The organism is Candidatus Enterococcus testudinis (genome assembly GCF_002140915.1).
GTDB classification, from domain to species: domain Bacteria; phylum Bacillota; class Bacilli; order Lactobacillales; family Enterococcaceae; genus Enterococcus_D; species Enterococcus_D testudinis.
Genome location: NZ_NGKU01000001.1, coordinates 418969 through 436387, shown reverse-complemented (window position 1 = coordinate 436387; position 17419 = coordinate 418969). Strand labels below are relative to the sequence as shown.

The 17419-nt window shown below is 42.9% G+C and carries 20 protein-coding genes; 1 reads left to right on the top strand and 19 read right to left on the bottom strand.

Features of this window, described 5'->3' with window-relative positions:
• Positions 1-7: 7 nt before the first annotated feature.
• The 3 genes from A5886_RS02215 to mnmA all read right to left on the bottom strand — a co-directional run bounded on the left by A5886_RS02215 (position 8) and on the right by mnmA (position 3828).
• Positions 8-2080 carry a DNA topoisomerase III gene (locus tag A5886_RS02215; RefSeq protein ID WP_086273435.1) on the bottom strand — a complete coding sequence of 691 codons (2073 nt, stop codon included), beginning with the start codon at positions 2078-2080 and terminating at the stop codon, positions 8-10.
• The gene (locus A5886_RS02210; RefSeq protein ID WP_086273434.1) at positions 2013-2390 is read right to left on the bottom strand and encodes a DUF1033 family protein; all 378 of its coding nucleotides are present in this window, start codon (positions 2388-2390) and stop codon (positions 2013-2015) included. The genes A5886_RS02215 and A5886_RS02210 overlap by 68 nt, the downstream gene beginning before the upstream one ends.
• A gap of 319 nt (positions 2391-2709) precedes the next feature.
• On the bottom strand, positions 2710-3828 hold the full coding sequence (gene mnmA, locus A5886_RS02205) for a tRNA 2-thiouridine(34) synthase MnmA (protein ID WP_086273433.1): 1119 nt from the start codon (positions 3826-3828) through the stop codon (positions 2710-2712).
• Positions 3829-4051: 223 nt separating this feature from the next.
• Here mnmA and A5886_RS02200 point away from each other — a divergent pair, with 223 nt between their 5' ends.
• A complete protein-coding gene (locus tag A5886_RS02200; RefSeq protein ID WP_086273432.1) occupies positions 4052-4288 on the top strand; it encodes a hypothetical protein in 237 nt (78 codons plus the stop codon).
• 72 nt (positions 4289-4360) lie between these two features.
• On the opposite strand, the gene A5886_RS02195 is transcribed toward A5886_RS02200, so the two are convergent.
• The 16 genes from A5886_RS02195 to relB form a co-directional block, all read right to left on the bottom strand.
• The gene (locus tag A5886_RS02195) at positions 4361-4882 is read right to left on the bottom strand and encodes an Asp23/Gls24 family envelope stress response protein (protein WP_086273431.1); all 522 of its coding nucleotides are present in this window, start codon (positions 4880-4882) and stop codon (positions 4361-4363) included.
• A 50-nt stretch (positions 4883-4932) separates the two neighbouring features.
• Positions 4933-5127, bottom strand: coding sequence for a DUF2273 domain-containing protein (locus A5886_RS02190; protein WP_086273430.1), 195 nt, complete (start codon positions 5125-5127; stop codon positions 4933-4935).
• Between the two features lie 12 nt (positions 5128-5139).
• The gene (gene amaP, locus A5886_RS02185; protein ID WP_086273429.1) at positions 5140-5703 is read right to left on the bottom strand and encodes an alkaline shock response membrane anchor protein AmaP; all 564 of its coding nucleotides are present in this window, start codon (positions 5701-5703) and stop codon (positions 5140-5142) included.
• A 206-nt stretch (positions 5704-5909) separates the two neighbouring features.
• A complete protein-coding gene (locus A5886_RS02180; protein ID WP_086273428.1) occupies positions 5910-6515 on the bottom strand; it encodes a metallophosphoesterase in 606 nt (201 codons plus the stop codon).
• A gap of 13 nt (positions 6516-6528) precedes the next feature.
• Entirely contained in the window at positions 6529-7374 is an 846-nt protein-coding gene (locus A5886_RS02175) for an aldo/keto reductase (protein WP_086273427.1), read from the bottom strand.
• Between the two features lie 164 nt (positions 7375-7538).
• Entirely contained in the window at positions 7539-7880 is a 342-nt protein-coding gene (locus A5886_RS02170; protein ID WP_086273426.1) for a DUF1831 domain-containing protein, read from the bottom strand.
• A 67-nt stretch (positions 7881-7947) separates the two neighbouring features.
• A complete protein-coding gene (locus A5886_RS02165) occupies positions 7948-9087 on the bottom strand; it encodes a cysteine desulfurase family protein (RefSeq protein WP_086273425.1) in 1140 nt (379 codons plus the stop codon).
• Between the two features lie 130 nt (positions 9088-9217).
• Positions 9218-10171, bottom strand: a complete 954-nt coding sequence (manA, locus tag A5886_RS02160; protein WP_179190068.1) for a mannose-6-phosphate isomerase, class I — start codon at positions 10169-10171, stop codon at positions 9218-9220.
• Between the two features lie 45 nt (positions 10172-10216).
• Positions 10217-11218: a serine hydrolase domain-containing protein gene (locus A5886_RS02155; protein ID WP_086273423.1), complete on the bottom strand. Its 1002-nt coding sequence runs from the start codon at positions 11216-11218 to the stop codon at positions 10217-10219.
• 116 nt (positions 11219-11334) lie between these two features.
• Entirely contained in the window at positions 11335-12180 is an 846-nt protein-coding gene (locus A5886_RS02150) for a VOC family protein (protein WP_086273422.1), read from the bottom strand.
• 189 nt (positions 12181-12369) lie between these two features.
• A complete protein-coding gene (argB, locus tag A5886_RS02145) occupies positions 12370-13128 on the bottom strand; it encodes an acetylglutamate kinase (RefSeq protein WP_086273421.1) in 759 nt (252 codons plus the stop codon).
• Between the two features lie 27 nt (positions 13129-13155).
• The gene (gene argJ / locus A5886_RS02140; protein WP_086273420.1) at positions 13156-14346 is read right to left on the bottom strand and encodes a bifunctional glutamate N-acetyltransferase/amino-acid acetyltransferase ArgJ; all 1191 of its coding nucleotides are present in this window, start codon (positions 14344-14346) and stop codon (positions 13156-13158) included.
• 54 nt (positions 14347-14400) lie between these two features.
• A complete protein-coding gene (argC, locus tag A5886_RS02135; RefSeq protein WP_086273419.1) occupies positions 14401-15423 on the bottom strand; it encodes an N-acetyl-gamma-glutamyl-phosphate reductase in 1023 nt (340 codons plus the stop codon).
• Between the two features lie 150 nt (positions 15424-15573).
• Positions 15574-16716 carry an acetylornithine transaminase gene (argD, locus tag A5886_RS02130; RefSeq protein WP_086273418.1) on the bottom strand — a complete coding sequence of 381 codons (1143 nt, stop codon included), beginning with the start codon at positions 16714-16716 and terminating at the stop codon, positions 15574-15576.
• 188 nt (positions 16717-16904) lie between these two features.
• A complete protein-coding gene (locus A5886_RS02125; RefSeq protein ID WP_086273417.1) occupies positions 16905-17177 on the bottom strand; it encodes a type II toxin-antitoxin system RelE family toxin in 273 nt (90 codons plus the stop codon).
• Positions 17177-17404 carry a type II toxin-antitoxin system RelB family antitoxin gene (gene relB, locus A5886_RS02120; RefSeq protein ID WP_086273416.1) on the bottom strand — a complete coding sequence of 76 codons (228 nt, stop codon included), beginning with the start codon at positions 17402-17404 and terminating at the stop codon, positions 17177-17179. Before relB ends, A5886_RS02125 begins: the two co-directional genes overlap by 1 nt.
• Positions 17405-17419: the final 15 nt, after the last annotated feature.

The following is a 17419-nucleotide window of genomic DNA, read 5'->3' as shown; positions in this document are numbered from 1 at the left end:
GACTTGCTTATTCCTTCTCCATCGCTGCTTTCAATGCTGCAGCCAACGGACTTTCTTGTGGTTCTTCTTGGTTGATTTTATTCATCAATCGACGCTCTTCATGTTTGGTCAATTTTTTGCTACGCTCTTTTTTGTCTGCCATTTTTTCTGTCGTGCCGTCAAATTTGCAGCGGAAGTAAGAGCCTTTTTGGCCATCAATGATTTCCATCTTCCGATGACATTGCGGACAGCGATGATTTGATACTTTCGGATCTTTCCGACGTCGGTATTTACAAGTACTGCTTGAACAAACATAGATTTTGCCATCTCGGGTACTCTTTTCCCGCAAAGGTTCACCACATTCTGGACATTTTTTCTGTGTTAATGAGAAGTCTTGATACTTGCTTTCGCTTTGCTTGATTTCTTTGACCAATTGTGTGGTATCTGCTTCGATTTGGGCAAGAAATGTTTGCGCCGAATAATTGCCTTTAGCAATAGATTCAAGTTCTTTCTCCCATTTTTCTGTCAGTTCTGGCGTTACCAATGAAGGATTGACCAAGACCAGCAATTGCTTGCCTTTCGGCGATACTTGCAAACCACTTGGCGTACGTTCCATCAATTCAGATTTGATCAGTTTTTCAATGATCTCGGCTCTTGTTGCTGGTGTACCTAGACTATGTTTTTCCATCTTGCCTAGCAGTGTACCTTCATTTAATGGTTTCGGTGGTGTTGTCAGTTCTTTTTGAATAGTAAACACGGGTTTGACGGTATGATCCTTTTGCCAAGCCATTGCTTGCGTTTCCTCATCACTGGTCGTTTTCCAGCCAGCTTCCAGAATCGTATTGTGGGTAAAGACAAACGTTTCTTGACCAAATGACACAGTCACTTTCTGTTGTTGTTTTTTATGGGGTTTGGCAAACAACATCAAGAAACGTGCTACGATCATCTGATAGATGCGCTGTTCGTCGTTGGATAGTTTTTCATAGCGGGCCCGTTGTTCGGTTGGCAACAATGCATGGTGGTCACTGACTTTTTTGTCATTGAAGACTGCTTGTTGTTGGACGATCGCCCCATTTTTAATATAGCTTTTGACTTCAGGCGCAAAATCAGCCACAGCTTGCAGACGTTCTTTCATGGTTGATTTCATATCATTGGTCAAATATTTAGAATCCGTCCGCGGATAGGTCACGATTTTGTGGACTTCATACAAACTTTGTACCAAGGACAAGGTCTTTTTCGCGGAAAAATCAAACCGCTGATTGGCTTCACGTTGAATTTCAGTTAAATCATAAGGCAATGGCGCTGATTCCGTTTTGATTTTTTCATCAATGGCAGTGACACGGCCATTGTGCTGGCTCATTGATTTGACTAACGCTTCGGCGTCGCTTCGTTCTTTCAATTGATATGGATTTTTCAATTGGAGTTTTGCTTTGGCCTCTCCAACCGTTAAATTGATCACATGGTAACTTTGCGGACGGAACCCTTCAATTTTTGTTTCTTGATCCCGCACCAAAGCTAAGGTCGGTGTTTGAACACGACCCGCACTTAAATTGTCTTGATATTTGACTGTCATTGCTCGTGTCACATTCAGACCCACCAACCAATCGGCTTTTGCTCGGGCAAGTGCTGAATGGTAGAGATTATCGTAGTTCTTAGCTGGTTGCAATTTGGCAAATCCGTCTTTGATGGCCTTCGGTGTTTGCGAAGAAATCCATAAACGTTTGACTGGCTTGTCAAAACGGACCCACTCAAGAATCCAGCGTGCCACCAACTCGCCTTCCCGTCCGGCATCTGTCGCAATCACAACTTCTGACACATCTTTACGTTGTGCCAGTTGTTTGATTGCTTTTAGTTGGTGTCCAGTTTTAGGCAATGGCTTGATACCGATATTTTTTGGAATCATTGGCAGCGTGTCCATTTGCCAAGTGGCCCAGTCCTTATTTAGATCTTCAGGCATTTTCAAGCCCAATAAATGACCAAGGGCCCAAGTGACAATTACCTTGGGTCCTTCGTAATAGTTTTTATGTTTTTGCTCACAGCCCAAAACTTTGCTGAGGTCTTTGGCAACGCTTGGCTTTTCCGCTAGAATTAGTTGTTTCATAAAAATCTTTCTCGCTTTCGTCGACGACTTGTTGATATTCTTTGAGTAGTGCTAACCCAATATATTGTTGAAGGTAATCGTCGCATTCTTCGCACCAGCGTTCATCTTCTTCATTCCAAAAAGCCGTCATAAAGTTTGATTTTGCATTTTTGTGAGAATAATCATTTCTGATTTCATGCCATTTACTTTCGTAAAATGACTTTGCTTCGCTAAAGGTCGCAAATGTGAACGATTCTTGAATATCTGACTGCCATCCCTCAAAAAACCACCACGGCTCATTGTCCCCATACATGACTACAACTTGATACATTCCATTGCTCCTCTCACGATTCCTTTCCCATAATAGTCACTTTTACCTAAACTTGCAAGGAATAAGTTTCAACAATTAAACACCTTTTAAAGAATTCATAAAATCATCGTTTTTTTGAATATGGTTTTATCCACTTAAGATTACAGCTATTTATTTCTATCTTTAGTCTAGCACAGAAGAAAACGAATGTGAATATAACAGAGATAGAATTAAAAAATACTGAAATTGATTTATTTTAAAAAGGAAAACTTTTTTTATATTTTCACGTATCCAACACAAAAAAAATGACCAGCAATGAATTTTTTGCTGGTCATTTCTATTATACGTATTGTAATTCTTTGGCTTCTTTGTAAGCTGCATCGATCAAGCCACCGCCCAAACATTCCATGTCATCATAAAAGACAACTGCTTGACCAGGAGTGATTGCCCGTACTGGTTCGTCAAACACCACTTCAGCACGGTCACCCTCTAACAGGTGAACCGTCACTGGTACGTCTTGTTGGCGATAGCGGAACTTCGCAGTACATTTGAATGTCGTCCCTCGATCAATACTGGTTGTAAAGTGGATTTGACTGGCTTCCAACCGATCCGCGTACAAAGCTGGATGATGAAATCCTTGACCAACATACAGTGTATTGGTCGCTAAATCTTTCCCAACCACAAACCAAGGTTCTTGGGTAGCACCGCCGCCACCAATACCAAGGCCTTGTCGTTGACCGATCGTATAATACATCAAGCCATCGTGTTGTCCTTTGATTTCACCGTCTAATGTCACCATATTGCCTTTTTTGGCTGGTAAATAGTTGCTTAGAAATTGCTTGAAATTCTTTTCGCCAATAAAACAGACACCCGTTGAATCTTTTTTCTTGGCAGTAGCCAATCCCGCACGTTCAGCGATAGCCCGTACGTCAGATTTTTCCATACCACCTAAAGGAAACAACGTTTTGCTCAGTTGTGCTTGTGACAATTGGCTTAAAAAATACGTTTGGTCTTTATTGTTATCCACGCCTCGCAGCATATGCGTCATGCCATTTTCATCTACAGTCACTTGGGCATAATGTCCGGTAGCCACATAGTCTGCACCAAGATCCATCGCGTAATCCAAAAAGGCTTTGAATTTGATTTCTTTGTTGCACATCACATCTGGGTTTGGGGTCCGTCCGGCACGATATTCTGCTAAGAAATATTCAAAGACACGATCCCAATATTCTTTTTCAAAATTGACAGAGTAATAAGGAATCCCAATTTGGGCCGCGACTTTCGCGACATCCTTATAATCTTCCGTTGCGGTACAAACACCATTTTCATCGGTATCATCCCAGTTTTTCATAAAGATCCCGACAACATCATACCCTTGTTCTTTCAGCAAAAGTGCTGTTACCGACGAGTCCACCCCGCCGCTCATTCCAACCACCACTCGGGTGTTTTCGTTAGACATGATTGAATCACCATCATTTCAATTATAGATTCTGAAATCATCTACGATTTGAAGGTCGCAACTTTTCAGTATCTTGCATTATACATCAAAATCTCAAAAAATTCACGAGAAGTTCGTTCATCTTGCTTATTCTTTAATGATTCTCTTACTGTATGGAAAAAAGCGTTTTCAAAAGTTATACTTATGCTAATACTTTTACATCAAATCGATAGGGAGGAAAGAAATGACCGAACAAAACAAGCATGGCTTCAGCGCTGGCAAATTAAAGGATTCAGGCGTACAAGCTTCTGGTATGAGAGATAAAATAAAATCAGAAGCACTTTCGCTAAATGATTGCCACAATACCAGTATTGCACATGATCGACGGCTCATCGAAGACAGTTTTGCAGATTTCACCAAACAAGCAATCGTAACCGAGAAAGAAATGAAGCAATCTTTTCAAAAAGTTGGCTGGGAATAATGTTCTGCCTATAGGATAGTTTCCACAACAAAAAACGACCAGTCCTGCGACTGGTCGTTTGGTTTGGTTCTATTATTGAACGCGTGGTTCGTTGTTTTCTTGAATCTTAGTCGTTGTTCTGTTGAAGGCACCTTTGGCTTTGCGTCCTTGTTTAGAAGCAAAGTCGCCAGTTGTTTCAGCAGCGCTGCTGACTTTATCTTGGACTGTTTCTGAATCTTTGATGAATTGTTCACGGGTTTTGACATCCGCTACATTCACATTGACTTCAATCACATCTAAGTTTGTCATTTTGTTGACTTGTGTAGATACAACATCTTTGATTTTGTCATAGATCGTTGTCATGTCGCTGCCATATTCAGCAATGATGTCTAAATCGACCGCAACTTGTTTTTTGCCGACTTCTACATTGATTCCTGAAGTGACATCGTCGGTATTCACTAATTTGCCAGCGATATTGGAGAAGAAGCCGCCGTCAACTGTTAATAGACCGTCTACAGATTCTAATGCAATGCCTACGATTTTTTGAATCACTTTATCTTCGTAAGTTAATTCTCCTTTAACACCTGTTGTTGTTGGTTTTGTTTGGTTTTCCATCGTACATTCCTCCTAATATCTTGTTTAAATTAATATAATATTACCAAATTTTAGCGTTGCGGTCTTTGAAATTGCTCAAAGAAACCGACTTCTTTTAGATAAAACCCCAAGTATGTGCCTAACGCAGTGAATATCAAAAGCAATAAGGTCTTCAAAAAGCCGATCGTGATCAATAGAATCGCTAGAATCAAACCCATCACTGCAAAAATAGTTGGAATTTTATAATGACTGAACCATTCATTCATTTCATTTTCCTCCTATACCACCCGTGGCTGTTGATGCGGTGTGGGTTTTATTTCGGCATCTTTCAATATGACCTCTGTTTGGACATTGCTTTCGATGCCGAAGAGTTGTTGTAAACTTGTGCTGATTTCTGTCACTAACCGTTCCTGTTTTTGTGGTATATCGGTGGTTTGTTTCATTTCACCATCCAATTTGACAGACACTTTGTTTTTCACGATGTTGATTTTTGCTGAAGGGTGATGAATAAAATCTGTTTCTTCAGCTTTTTGTACAATGAAGTGTTCCAAGGCTTTCTTTTGAATTTCCAATTGCCCATTTTTGTGCTTGATGATCAAGCGGTCTGAACGTTTTGGGAAAAAGAGGACCACGATGATCGCCAAGATCGTAAAACATGCAAATCCAGCTGACAACCAAAAGATGAACATATTCATGGAAGAGCCGATCCAAGGATATTCCGCGAGCGGTATCAGATAAAATGGCAATTGAACTGCTTGTTGCGTCGCAACCATGCCGAAGAAAAAGAGCAGTAACAATAATAACAATCCGATAATAAACATCACTTTAGAAATCTTACGCATTGGCTACCTCCTTTGCTACTTGATATTTAAAGCATACACATTTCTCAAAATATCATCAAATAATAACTCTTGAAATTGATTATTTTTTGAGAATCAGCTTTTTTCTGTAATAAAGCAAATCTTTTTCAACAGGCTTGCTGTCAAAGAGTTTGCTCTTTTTACAAATACGTCCAATAAGTACCAAAATTGCACAGTAGTTGTTATTCTCAGTGAGAAAGTTTCGCCAATGCTTCTTTTTTATGCTGATACAATCTCGTCAGTTCATTTTCTGAGATTGGTTGGCCAAACGGACGCGGTTGTGGCAGGAAGGCCAACTCAGGTGCATCGACCCCGACATTCAGATTCTCAGGGATCGGCACACTGTGATGATGAATATGGCCATGGAGGTTCCGACTGTTTTTGGTAATGCCTAGTAACATGGGATAATGGGTCATCAAAAATTGCTGATGATCGAACTTGATCAATGCCCCCACATCTTCAAAGGCAAATTTAGGGTTGCCTGCAGGTCTCGGATCGTTGTTCTTTAAATAACGAAAGAAGGAACGGGTATCATGATTGCCTTTGATGAATACAATCTTTCCTTGCAGCTGATTGAGCAATGCCAAGATTTCAGGAAAGCCTTTCTCATAAGACGGATGCATCGCAACATCTCCCAAATGATAGACTGTATCCTGTTCACCGACCACTTTATTCCAACTTGCTATCATCACTTGATGCATCTGCGCGACGCTGCTAAATGGCCGCGGCGCAAAATCATTGTCCCCTAGCAATGCTTCGTGAAAAAAATGCGTATCTGCTATAAAAAAGTTCATGCTTTTTCCTTTCCTATATGACGTCTAGCGGCTGTTTTTTCGTGGGCGGGGTAAACTGTGTGTCGATTTTCGCAAGCTCCTCTGGCGAAAACTGAATCTCTTTCGCTTCGATATTCTCGCTCATATGCTGTGCATCACTGGTTTGAGGAATCGCTATAATTTGCCCACTGCGGATCGTCCAAGCCAATAATAGTTGAAAAACAGATACTTCTTTTGCTTCTGCCAATTCTTTCAACAATGGATCATTGCGAAAATGATTGCCGCGACTATCTCCTTGCGCGATGGGAGAATAGGCAATCAGAGGGATTTTGGCTTCTTTGTGCCAAGGAATCAAGTCATATTCGATGCCGCGAGCACCTAGATTATATAACACTTGATTGGCGGCGCACTGTTCGCCATTTGGTACTTCCATCAACGCTTGCATATCGGCCACATCAAAATTTGACACGCCCCAATTGCGGATTTTCCCAGTAGATTTGGCTGTCTCCATTGCTGCAACAGTTTCTGCCAAAGGAACATCTCCCGGCCAATGCAACAAGTACAGATCCACATAATCGGTCCCTAATCGTGCCAATGTACGATCCAAGGCTTGCGGCAGCGCCGTTTTTGATGCATGCCATGGATAGACTTTTGAAATTAAGTACAAATTTTTACGGTCATAACCTGCAATGGCTTTGCCGACTAATGTCTCAGATGCGCCTTCACCGTACATTTCTGCAGTGTCTATGACAACTAACCCGCCGTCGATTCCCGCTCGCAACGCTTCAATCTCTGCTTGCTCCTTGACGGCTTCATCTCCCATATGCCATGTGCCCATGCCGATCGTTTCTTGTGTGATGCTTATTCTACCGTTGTTCATGACGTCATCCCTCTTTCTGATCAATTCTTGATGAAAAAGATGCTGAAAGTCCATTGCACCTTATTTGGTAGGGCTAGTATAAAAAGAAAAGTCAAAAAATACAAAAAAAGCGCATCGCGCCCATTCCGCAGAATGAAGAGAACGATGCACTTTCGCTGTATGTTTTACACTTTTTCAAATAACCCACGGCTAATAAAACCGTCCATCAAAAAGTAAAATTTATCTTGCAGCATTTTTTGTTTTGGATCTTTAAAAATATTGACAGCTTTCAAGCCATTGGCTGTGGTGATTGACATTTTGAATGTTTGAATGTCTTTGGCTACCGTGATTTTCAGTTTAAAACCTTCTTTGCTTTGGGGTGTTGCTTCTAATCCGCGGATCAATTGGAAATTTCCACCGTTTGTTTCAGTGAAGCCATTATCTCGTAACGTATAGCGTTTTGCTTCGGGTGCTAATCGATAAACCGTTTCAGCACCTAAGACGGTTCCCGTTGTTTCAAATGCCATTTTTCCACCTCATTTAACTCATTTCTTTTATTATAAATAGTTTTCAAAAAGAAAGCCAGTCGAACTCTTACTTTTTCGAGGCCAATACTGTTTTTGCCAATAGATCGGCAAATTGTCGGACTTCTACCATTGTGTTGCCTAACCCAAAACTAATCCGAACAGACTCCCGAATAGCCGGATGCGCTTTGCCAAGCATGGCTTCCAATACATGAGAAGGTTCAACATTGCCTGCCGTACAGGCACTCCCCGTTGAAATCGCGACACCTTTTAGGTCTAGCTTCATCAAAAGCAGGTCGCTGCTGACCCCAGGAAAGCGTAAATTGAGAATATGAGGCAGCTTACTATCAGGATCGCCATTTAATTGATATGTCACGCCATTTGCTTGCAGCGTGTCGAGCAATGCAATGGCAAAATGTTGATAGTGGGCAGTATTTTCTTGTTGTACCTGATCTGTCAACAAAGAAGCGGCTTTGGCCATCCCCATGATTCCTACCAGATTTTCTGTGCCAGCACGGCGTTTTTCTTCTTGTTCACCACCATGCATATACGATGGCAATGAAATGCCGTCACGCTTGTAAAGGAATCCCACACCTTTAGGTCCATTGATTTTGTGGGCAGAAATACTCAACAAATCAATGCCGTTTTCAACAATATTTAAGGGGATTTTCCCATACGCTTGTACCGCATCTGTATGAAATACAGCTGGATGTGCACGTAAGGCTTCTCCTATAGCTGCGATTGGCAAGATATTGCCGGTCTCATTGTTCGCGGTCATGATCGAAACGAGGATCGTATCAGGGCAAAGGGCTGCTTCTAGATCTGACACTGCCAATTGCCCTTTCTGGTCGACGGGCAAATAGGTCACTTCAAAGCCCAACGTTTCCAAATACTGCATGCTTTGGATAACAGCCGGGTGTTCGATCTGTGTTGTGATGATATGTTTGCCTTGGTCTTGCTTGCTGAGCGCCGTTCCAATGATTGCTGTATTGTCGCTTTCTGTTCCGCCACTATTAAAAATAATCTCATGTTCTTTGACACCTAACTGCTCTGCGATGATTTGTCGGGCAGTTTCTAATTTTGTGTGGGCATCCCGACCGTAATGATGGATACTGGATGGATTACCAAAAATCGTTGCCATCGTTTCACTCATCACTTGGATTACTTCAGGATGGATTGGCGTTGTTGCCGCGTGGTCTAAATACACCATTTTATTCACCTTTCCTTCATATGTGCCATTATAACAGAACTGACGCTTGCGTCTATTGGAAACCACTGCGCAAAAAATAGCTGCCCTTTGCGCACACAGTCAGGGCAGCTATCCGATATACTATGTTGGGCTACTCTTTGCCCGGTTCAGAAGCAATCACTGTGAGCTCTCCTACCAGTTCCCATTTCTTGATTGGGTTTGGCAAAATACAGCTGGTGCCCATTTTCAGCTCATAGGAATGGCCATCGATCACCAAATGACCATATCCCTGAATCACGGTCATCAATGTGTAATCAGATTGTTGCTGCAAACTTAACTTGCCACGCACTTCCCATTCATAGACATTAAAAAATGGTGTTTCCAGATACGTTACAACAGCCGAATTGCCTTGTTTGACTTCCTTGATGGATAGTTCAGGCGTTCGCGCTGGAACTGTTGTTACGTCAATAGATTGTTGGATGTGCAGCTCACGGGTCTGTCCTTGTGCATCTGTCCGATCATAATCATAAACACGATAAGTCGTATCGGAACTTTGTTGGGTCTCAAGAATCATGATTCCTTTGCCGATCGCATGGATCGTACCACTTGGTACATAGAAGAAATCGCCTTTTTTGACAGGCACTTTGGTTAAGAGGTCATCCCAACGACCATCCTTGATCATTTCAGCTAATTCTTCTTTGTTTTTGGCATGGTGGCCATAAATGATCTCGGCACCGGGTTCGGCATCGATAATATACCAGCATTCCGTTTTTCCTAATTCACCCTCGTGGGCTAATCCGTAAGTATCATCCGGATGCACTTGAACGGACAAATCATCCTCTGCATCCAATATTTTGATTAATAATGGAAACACGGCTTCATCTGAGTGGCCAAACAATTCTTGATGGTCACGCCATAAATCCACCAGTGTTTTCCCTTTGAACGGTCCGTTTTCAATGACACTGACACCGTGGGGATGCGCACTGATTGCCCAATCTTCGCCGATTTTGTCATTTGGCAAATCAAATCCGAAAACTGAATGCAGACGGCTGCCGCCCCAAATTTTTTCTTGAAAAACAGGTTTCATAAATAATGGTTCCATAATTGATCCCCTCTCTAATTGTTCGTGGATATTATAACATGAAACGGGTTACGTTTGAGATTCTTTTAGATAAGTTGTGACAATTTCATCGCGGTGTTTGATATACACTTCTCGATAATCCGCTGGATGCACGCGATTGGACAAAAAGATGAAGGCTTGCTGCTTTTTAAGGTCAACCAACAGAAATGTACCCGTGTAACCTGTATGAAATAGTTGCTGAGTTGGCCCCTTCAGATCCCATCCGTATGTGCGCAACCGCTCACCTTTTGTTTGCGGCTGTTTCAACGCATCCATGACACGCGTTGATAAAAAAGATTGTTGCTGTTCACTTGCAAATAATGCCTGCACAAAAATCGTCAAGTCATCAACCGTCGAGAACAATCCTGCATTGCCTGCATGAGGACCCAAGATCCGCGCCTTGGGATCGTGGGTGACACCCCTGAGTATCTGGCCATCTGCTTGTTTTTCCGTTGGAACGATTTTATGCATAGCAGCTTGCGAAAACGGCGGAAAGCCGCTGTGGGACATGCCCAACGGATCTAGCACTTGTTCGCAAAAAATCTCGGTCAATGGTTTTTGGTAGCGTTCTTCTAAGAGAAAGCCTAATAGGATAAAGCCTGTATCCGTATATTGAACCCGCCGACCAGCGGACCCATCACTGACAAGTGCCAGATAAGCAGCTGTCAATTCCTCCGCAGACAATTGATCCCGTTGAGGAATCCACGTATCGATAGCGGCCGTATGGGTCAATAGATGCTTGATTTTTACGCGAGGATCCTTGAAAGCTGGCAGCCACTTCTGCAATGGATCCTCCAAATCGATGTCTCCTTGGTCCCAACACTTCAAGATAACAGTGGTTGTACAAATAACTTTCGTTAATGATGCTATATCAAATACATGTGCTGCGGTCATAGTTTCTTTTGTTGGATAAATAGACGCATGACCAAGGGCGTAGGTCTCTTGAGACGCCTTTTTTATAAAACGAACCACCGCCCCGGGATAAACGTGGGGCATCTTTTCTTCTATTCGTGCCAATGTTTTTGCATACATACCTATTCCTTGCTTTCCTCTAAATTTTCCTTCTCTCATTCTAACCGGCTTTTTTCTATGCCACAACTAGACGAAAAAAAAGATACTGCCCGTGTTGGAGAGTATCTTTCGAATAATTATTTGCTATTACATGCAACAACTTCCTTTTGCACAATAAACCACCATTCAATCCCAATGGTATCGTAGGTCGTCAACAATTTGCGTTTCTTATCAATAAAGAATTCTTGGTTTTCGGCTGTTAAATGTGTTTCTAATGTATCAAGATCATCTTGACTGATCGAGATTTTCAGGAAGTCAAGGCCTAATACCTCGTGGGTCGGTAAATCGATCGTACCGCCCTCGGCTTGCGTCAATCCAACTTGAAAATCGCCATCATTCAAAAGAAAAGCTTGTTTTTCAGCTTCTTGTGTTTTCAATCCTAACACATTTTCTAAGAATGCTTGTGCTTTAGCCAAATCACTGACGTGCAAATACAATTTGCCAAAACGTACTGCTGCTGAAAGCGCTGCTGGCTTTTTGGGCGCTGCATTGATCAGATCCGCTTCATTGCTTGGAATCGTTTCGCTGTCTTGTGCGGTATAACGCACTTCGATCAGATTGCCTTCTGGATCAGCCAATGTGAAGCCTAATTGATTGTCTTCGAAGCGCATATCTTCAAATTTCAGTGCCCGTTGTTGGACATTTTCGGCAATTGTCGCAGCTTCTGCTAACGTCGCTACTTCCAAAACAATACGTTGCATTTTCTTGATTTCACCGGTATGGTCAGTTGCTCTTGGACTCTCTTCTAACCACAAGATCTCCTTGGCATCACCTTTGTATCCAAAGATTGCCAACTCATTTTCTTCTCTTTTTAATTCAAACCCTAATACATCTCGATAAAACACGATTGCTTGGTCGCGATCTTTGACACGTATCGCCACTGTCAATAGCCTGGTACTGCTCCCCAATAAGAAATCTGTCATTGTTTCTCCCCCTACTTGCATTTGTTCTCATTGTACTGATAAAAATCCATTCTAGCAAATGAAATCCATGTCAAAAATACATTTCTTTTTGCATGAAAAGAAAGAAAACTCCATAAATAACAAACAGAAAAGCGAATACCCATAATTTGACAGAAATATCACGCTTTATATAACATGATTTATTCATTTTCAAGCCATGACAGCCAATTGGTCAACACCGAAGATCTCTGTACCGTCATGGCTGATCTGGTCGGTGATGCAGACTGTAGAAACCCCTGCCAATAAAGCTTTTTGGGCACTTAGCACCTTTGGTAGCATCCCGCCGGTCACCACCCGATCTTCAATCAATGCAGCCATTTCAGAAAACGCGACTTTTCCTAACCATTCGTTGTCCTTCTTGATTCCCGGCACATCTGTTAAAAGAAATAACTTCTCCGCTTGTAAACTGGCCGCGACTTGACACGCAACTTCATCTGCGTTGATATTCAACCACTGACCAGCTTCTGTGATACCTAACGGCGCAATGATTGGAATATGCTGTTTTTGTGTCAGTAGTTGTAAGAATACGGTATTGATATGCGCGACTTGGCCGACAAAGCCCAACTGGTCTTCGTCGATGACCGCACCTGTAATCAATTGATCACACCCGGCATTTAAGCCGACTGCCTGCAAACCAGCTTTTTGAAAGCGCGTGGTGATCATTGGTTGAACTTGACCCAAAAGAACCATACGGGTCACCTCCAGCGTTTGCGGATCAGTGACCCGTAATCCGTCTTTGATGGTAACTGGCAACGCCATTTTCTCCATCATTTCTGAAATATAGTGACCACCGCCATGGACGATCACAACTTTCTTGCCAGCCGCTTGCCATTCATGAACAACTTGAAAAAATTCTGGTGTTAAGTTATCTGAAGCCACGCCGCCAATTTTGATTACGATCGTTTCCATAGACGATCCTCCTTTTCAATCTTCAAGTCAAGTATGGTAGAGGGCGTTGATTTTGACATAATCATAGGTCAAATCACAGCCCCAAGCCATGCCTTGCCCTGTTCCTTGTGCCATCGCAACTAGAATCTCGATTGCTGATCCTTCCAACTTCTCTTGCATACATTCTTCGTCAAAGAAGACGGGCTTTCCTGCTTCAAAAACAAGGATCCCGGCCAATGAGATCGATAGCGCATTTGGATCGATAGGTTGTCCGCTATAGCCTACCGCACACAATATTCGTCCCCAGTTAGGGTCTTTGCCAAACAAAGCAGTTTTGACCAAAGGTGAGCCAACGATGGTTTTGCTGATCATACGTGCCGCTTCATCAGATACAGCACCAGTGGTTTTGGCTTCAATCAATTTGGTGGCCCCTTCGCCATCTTGGGCGATTTCTTTGGCTAATGCTGTCAACACGGCTTGGAACATTTCTTTGAAAGCGTGATAGTCAGCGGTATCTTTTTGGATTTCTGGCTGTCCAGCTAAGCCATTGGCCAAAACCAGGACCATGTCATTGGTGGATGTGTCGCCGTCAACAGTGATTTGATTGAAGGTGACCTCTGTCAGTTCCCGCAAAAGCTGTTGCAGCAGGTCTGTTGCGATTGCCGCATCGGTGGTGACAAATGCCAACATCGTCGCCATATTCGGATGAATCATCCCTGAACCTTTGGCACAACCAGCCATCGTCACCGTTTTACCGCCTATTTGCGTTTGGATGACGATTTGTTTTTCAGTTAGATCTGTCGTCAGGATCGCTTTTTGGAACGCTTGAGGGTCACCTGTTTTTTGCAGCTGTGCAATCCCAGCCGTCACTTTCTCCATCGGCAATGGTCGACCAATGATTCCCGTAGAGGCAACAGCCATTTGGTCAGCGGCCACGCCAAGATGATCTGCTGCGGCAATCGCCATCTGCTGCGCGTCTGTGTACCCTTGCGCACCCGTACAGGCATTGGCGTTGCCGGCATTGACGATGACTCCTTGTAGTTGCCCTGAGGCCATTTTTTCTTTGGTGACTTGGATGGGTGCTGCTTGTACTTGGTTCGTGGTAAATACAGCCGCCGCATTGGCAGGCACTTCAGAGACGATCCACCCCAAATCAACTTTCGTTTTCTTCAATCCGCAATGGATCCCGTCTGCATAAAATCCTTTTGGCGACGCAATAGTTCCGGCTATGACTTCCATACTCTTTTCCTCCTGCTTATCCAACGATGATTCTTTGTTTTGCATTTGTTTTGTTTACGGGTAGATCGGTACTTGCAGCAACCCCGCTGTTTCTGGCAGACCAGCCCATACATTAAAATTTTGAATGGCTTGTCCTGCAGCCCCTTTGCCCAAATTGTCGATGACTGCTGCAACTGTCAAAATCTGTGTTTCTTGATTCATGGATAACCCAATGTCACAAAAATTGGTTGTAGTGACTTGCCGCAATGCTGGCATCTTCCCCAGCGGCTGCACGCGCACAAATGCGGCTTTTTCATAAGTCTCCAAAAATTGCTGATACAACATGGCTTCCGTAACGGTTTCTTTGATCGGTGCATATAAGGTCATGAAAATCCCTCGCTTCACCGGAATCAAACTGGTCGAGAAGTGAATATGCTGCAGGTCAGGATCCCATTGCTGCAATTGTTGCAGGATCTCTGGGATATGCTGATGCTGATTCACTTTGTACATCGTCATATTTTCTGATGCACTCACATAATGGCTGCTGTCCGTCAAAGACTTCCCTGCACCGGAAAGTCCAGATTTGCCATCAAAAATCATCGTACCAGCTAACCAACCTTGTTGGACAATCGGTGCTGATGCCAAAATAGCTGCCGTTGCATAACAGCCAGGATTGGCGATCAAATTCCCTTGGGCAGTATTGAATTCTGGCACCACGTATTCAGCTTGGGCCAACAACGCTGCTTCAGCTGGTTCTTTTTGATAATATCTCTGATAATCTGAAGGCTTTTTCAAACGCAGATCGCCAGATAAATCGATGATAGGAAACTTCTTTTCAACAAAGTCTGCGGCCAGCGTTTTACTAATGCCAGCAGGTGTCGCAAAGAAGACCAAGTCATTTTCTTGTTGAATCAATTGCGGATCATACGGCAAAATCTCTTGATCCAGAAAGCCATTTAAATGAGGATACACTTTTTCTGCATGTTCATGCATTGTATGACTATGGATCGTACCAATTGTCAACTTAGGATGCTGTTGGATCAAACGAATCAATTCAACCCCTGTATATCCAGTTACACCAACGATTGCTGCCTTCAAACCTTTCTGCCTCCTTGTAATAAATTACTTATGATTATAGGCAACGTCCAAAGAGATGTCAACGATTATTTATAAAAATATTCATAAAATTCAAACGAATATTCGTTTTTATCTTCGATTTTTGTTTTTTTATACATTTACAGACACGGATCAGCACTGCGCCAAAACGCGTCTCAAGATGGCGATACCAGCTGCGGTCTCTTCTTCTGTGATGGTCAAAGGAGGGAGTAGTCGTAACACACGACTGCCCGCTTTCAATGCCAATAACTGTTCCTCTCTTAGGTGACTCATCACTTGTTGTAAGGTGTCAGCATCCGCTAAAACGATCCCGATCATTAGGCCTCTTCCGCGAAGCGTTTCTACAGCTGGCAAATCTTTTAGTCCGTCCATCAGTTGCGCACTGCGTGCTTGGACGTTGTGTTGCAAAGGAGCCTCGGAGATTTGCTGACAAACTGCGGCGGCAGCTGCCATCGCCAGTTTATTGCCCCCAAATGTCGAACCATGACTTCCAGCACCAAATGCTGTTTGCAAAGCAGCTTTCCCTATCATCGCACCTACAGGGATGCCATTGCCTAATCCTTTGGCCAGGGTGAAAATATCCGGCTCGATCCCATAGTGCGCAAAAGCATAAAAGGTACCGGTGCGGCCCATCCCAGTTTGAATCTCATCGATGATCAGTAAGGTGCCAGTGTCTTTGCAATGGGCAGCTACGGCTTGGACCCATCCCTTCTCAGCTGGAATCACGCCGCCTTCCCCTTGGACCAACTCCAATATGACAGCAGCCGTATCTGCTGTAATGGCAGCCAATGCTGCTGCATCATTGAATGGCAGATAAGTGAATCCAGGGACCAGTGGACCAAACCCAGCATGGATCGATTCTTGTCCTGTCGCGGACATCGCACCAAATGTCCGCCCGTGGAAAGATTGCTGGAAACTGATGATTTGTGTCCGTCCCGTCGCTTTACGGGCCAATTTCAACGCCGCTTCATTTGCTTCTGCGCCACTATTGCAAAAATAAACCGCGTACTCTTCTGATGCAGGGATCTGCTGCACCAATTGGGTCGCCACGGTTTCTTGCAATTGACTGTTGTATAGATTGGGCATATGCCACAGGGTCTCTGCTTGTTTCAGCAAAGCCTCTTGGACAACTGGATGCCCATACCCAAGGTTGACTACACCAATCCCACTTGTAAAGTCGAGATATTGCTGTCCATGTTCATCTTTCACGTAACTCCCTTGTCCTTCAACAATCTCAAAGGGCAGTTTATTATAATTAGGAAATAAATGACTCATCATATCACGCTCTTTCATATTTTATGTATTAATATACATAAAAACACCCTAATTAGCAATATTTATTTAAATTATTGTCATTTTTATTCAAAAAAAAGACAGACAGTCGAAACTGTCTCTCTCCTATGTTTTTCAAAAAAGATTGTGCCCACCAAACATAAATCTTTCCCATAATTGGCACAATCTGTTTATTTCATATATATACTGCGTCGATGCCCTACTTCCATCGCTAAAACAATTAGCGCATGATCATCTATCATAACGATCACTCGATAATGACCGATTCGATAACGCCATTTCCCAGCATAATTGCCGACAAGTGCTTTGCCTATTTGTCTGGGATCATTCATACCTTCAACATTCTTTGCCAGCCACTTTAGAATCATCACTGCTTCAAACCGATCCAACTTTTTTAGCTGTTTATCAAATCTTGCAGTTGTTTCTATCGCATATCTAACCATTAATCAGATAGTCCATATTCATTTAATAACGCAGAAAGTGGCGTAGATTTCTTATCCTTTAAATAGGATTCATAGGCAATATCGCCAACTGATGCATCATAGGCATCTTCTAAAGATTCTAACGTCTTTGATTTCAATAAATCGGACAAGCTTTTGCCTTCGAAAGTTGCCATCTGGTCTAGAAATTTTTTTTCGTCCTCTGTAACACGCACTGTAATTGTCGCCATCTTTATCCACTCCCT

Coding starts and splice junctions, on each gene's coding strand:
- amaP (WP_086273429.1), bottom strand. CDS start 5,703: ATGCGTAAGATTTCTAAAGTGATGTTTATTATCGGATTGTTATTATTG.
- A5886_RS02150 (WP_086273422.1), bottom strand. CDS start 12,180: ATGACAGATTTCTTATTGGGGAGCAGTACCAGGCTATTGACAGTGGCG.
- A5886_RS02195 (WP_086273431.1), bottom strand. CDS start 4,882: ATGGAAAACCAAACAAAACCAACAACAACAGGTGTTAAAGGAGAATTA.
- relB (WP_086273416.1), bottom strand. CDS start 17,404: ATGGCGACAATTACAGTGCGTGTTACAGAGGACGAAAAAAAATTTCTA.
- A5886_RS02200 (WP_086273432.1), top strand. CDS start 4,052: ATGACCGAACAAAACAAGCATGGCTTCAGCGCTGGCAAATTAAAGGAT.
- argB (WP_086273421.1), bottom strand. CDS start 13,128: ATGGAAACGATCGTAATCAAAATTGGCGGCGTGGCTTCAGATAACTTA.
- A5886_RS02170 (WP_086273426.1), bottom strand. CDS start 7,880: ATGGCATTTGAAACAACGGGAACCGTCTTAGGTGCTGAAACGGTTTAT.
- argD (WP_086273418.1), bottom strand. CDS start 16,716: ATGAGTCATTTATTTCCTAATTATAATAAACTGCCCTTTGAGATTGTT.
- A5886_RS02190 (WP_086273430.1), bottom strand. CDS start 5,127: ATGAATGAATGGTTCAGTCATTATAAAATTCCAACTATTTTTGCAGTG.
- A5886_RS02155 (WP_086273423.1), bottom strand. CDS start 11,218: ATGTATGCAAAAACATTGGCACGAATAGAAGAAAAGATGCCCCACGTT.
- A5886_RS02165 (WP_086273425.1), bottom strand. CDS start 9,087: ATGGTGTATTTAGACCACGCGGCAACAACGCCAATCCATCCTGAAGTA.
- A5886_RS02175 (WP_086273427.1), bottom strand. CDS start 7,374: ATGAACAACGGTAGAATAAGCATCACACAAGAAACGATCGGCATGGGC.
- A5886_RS02210 (WP_086273434.1), bottom strand. CDS start 2,390: ATGTATCAAGTTGTAGTCATGTATGGGGACAATGAGCCGTGGTGGTTT.
- argJ (WP_086273420.1), bottom strand. CDS start 14,346: ATGGAAGTCATAGCCGGAACTATTGCGTCGCCAAAAGGATTTTATGCA.
- A5886_RS02215 (WP_086273435.1), bottom strand. CDS start 2,080: ATGAAACAACTAATTCTAGCGGAAAAGCCAAGCGTTGCCAAAGACCTC.
- A5886_RS02180 (WP_086273428.1), bottom strand. CDS start 6,515: ATGAACTTTTTTATAGCAGATACGCATTTTTTTCACGAAGCATTGCTA.
- mnmA (WP_086273433.1), bottom strand. CDS start 3,828: ATGTCTAACGAAAACACCCGAGTGGTGGTTGGAATGAGCGGCGGGGTG.
- A5886_RS02125 (WP_086273417.1), bottom strand. CDS start 17,177: ATGGTTAGATATGCGATAGAAACAACTGCAAGATTTGATAAACAGCTA.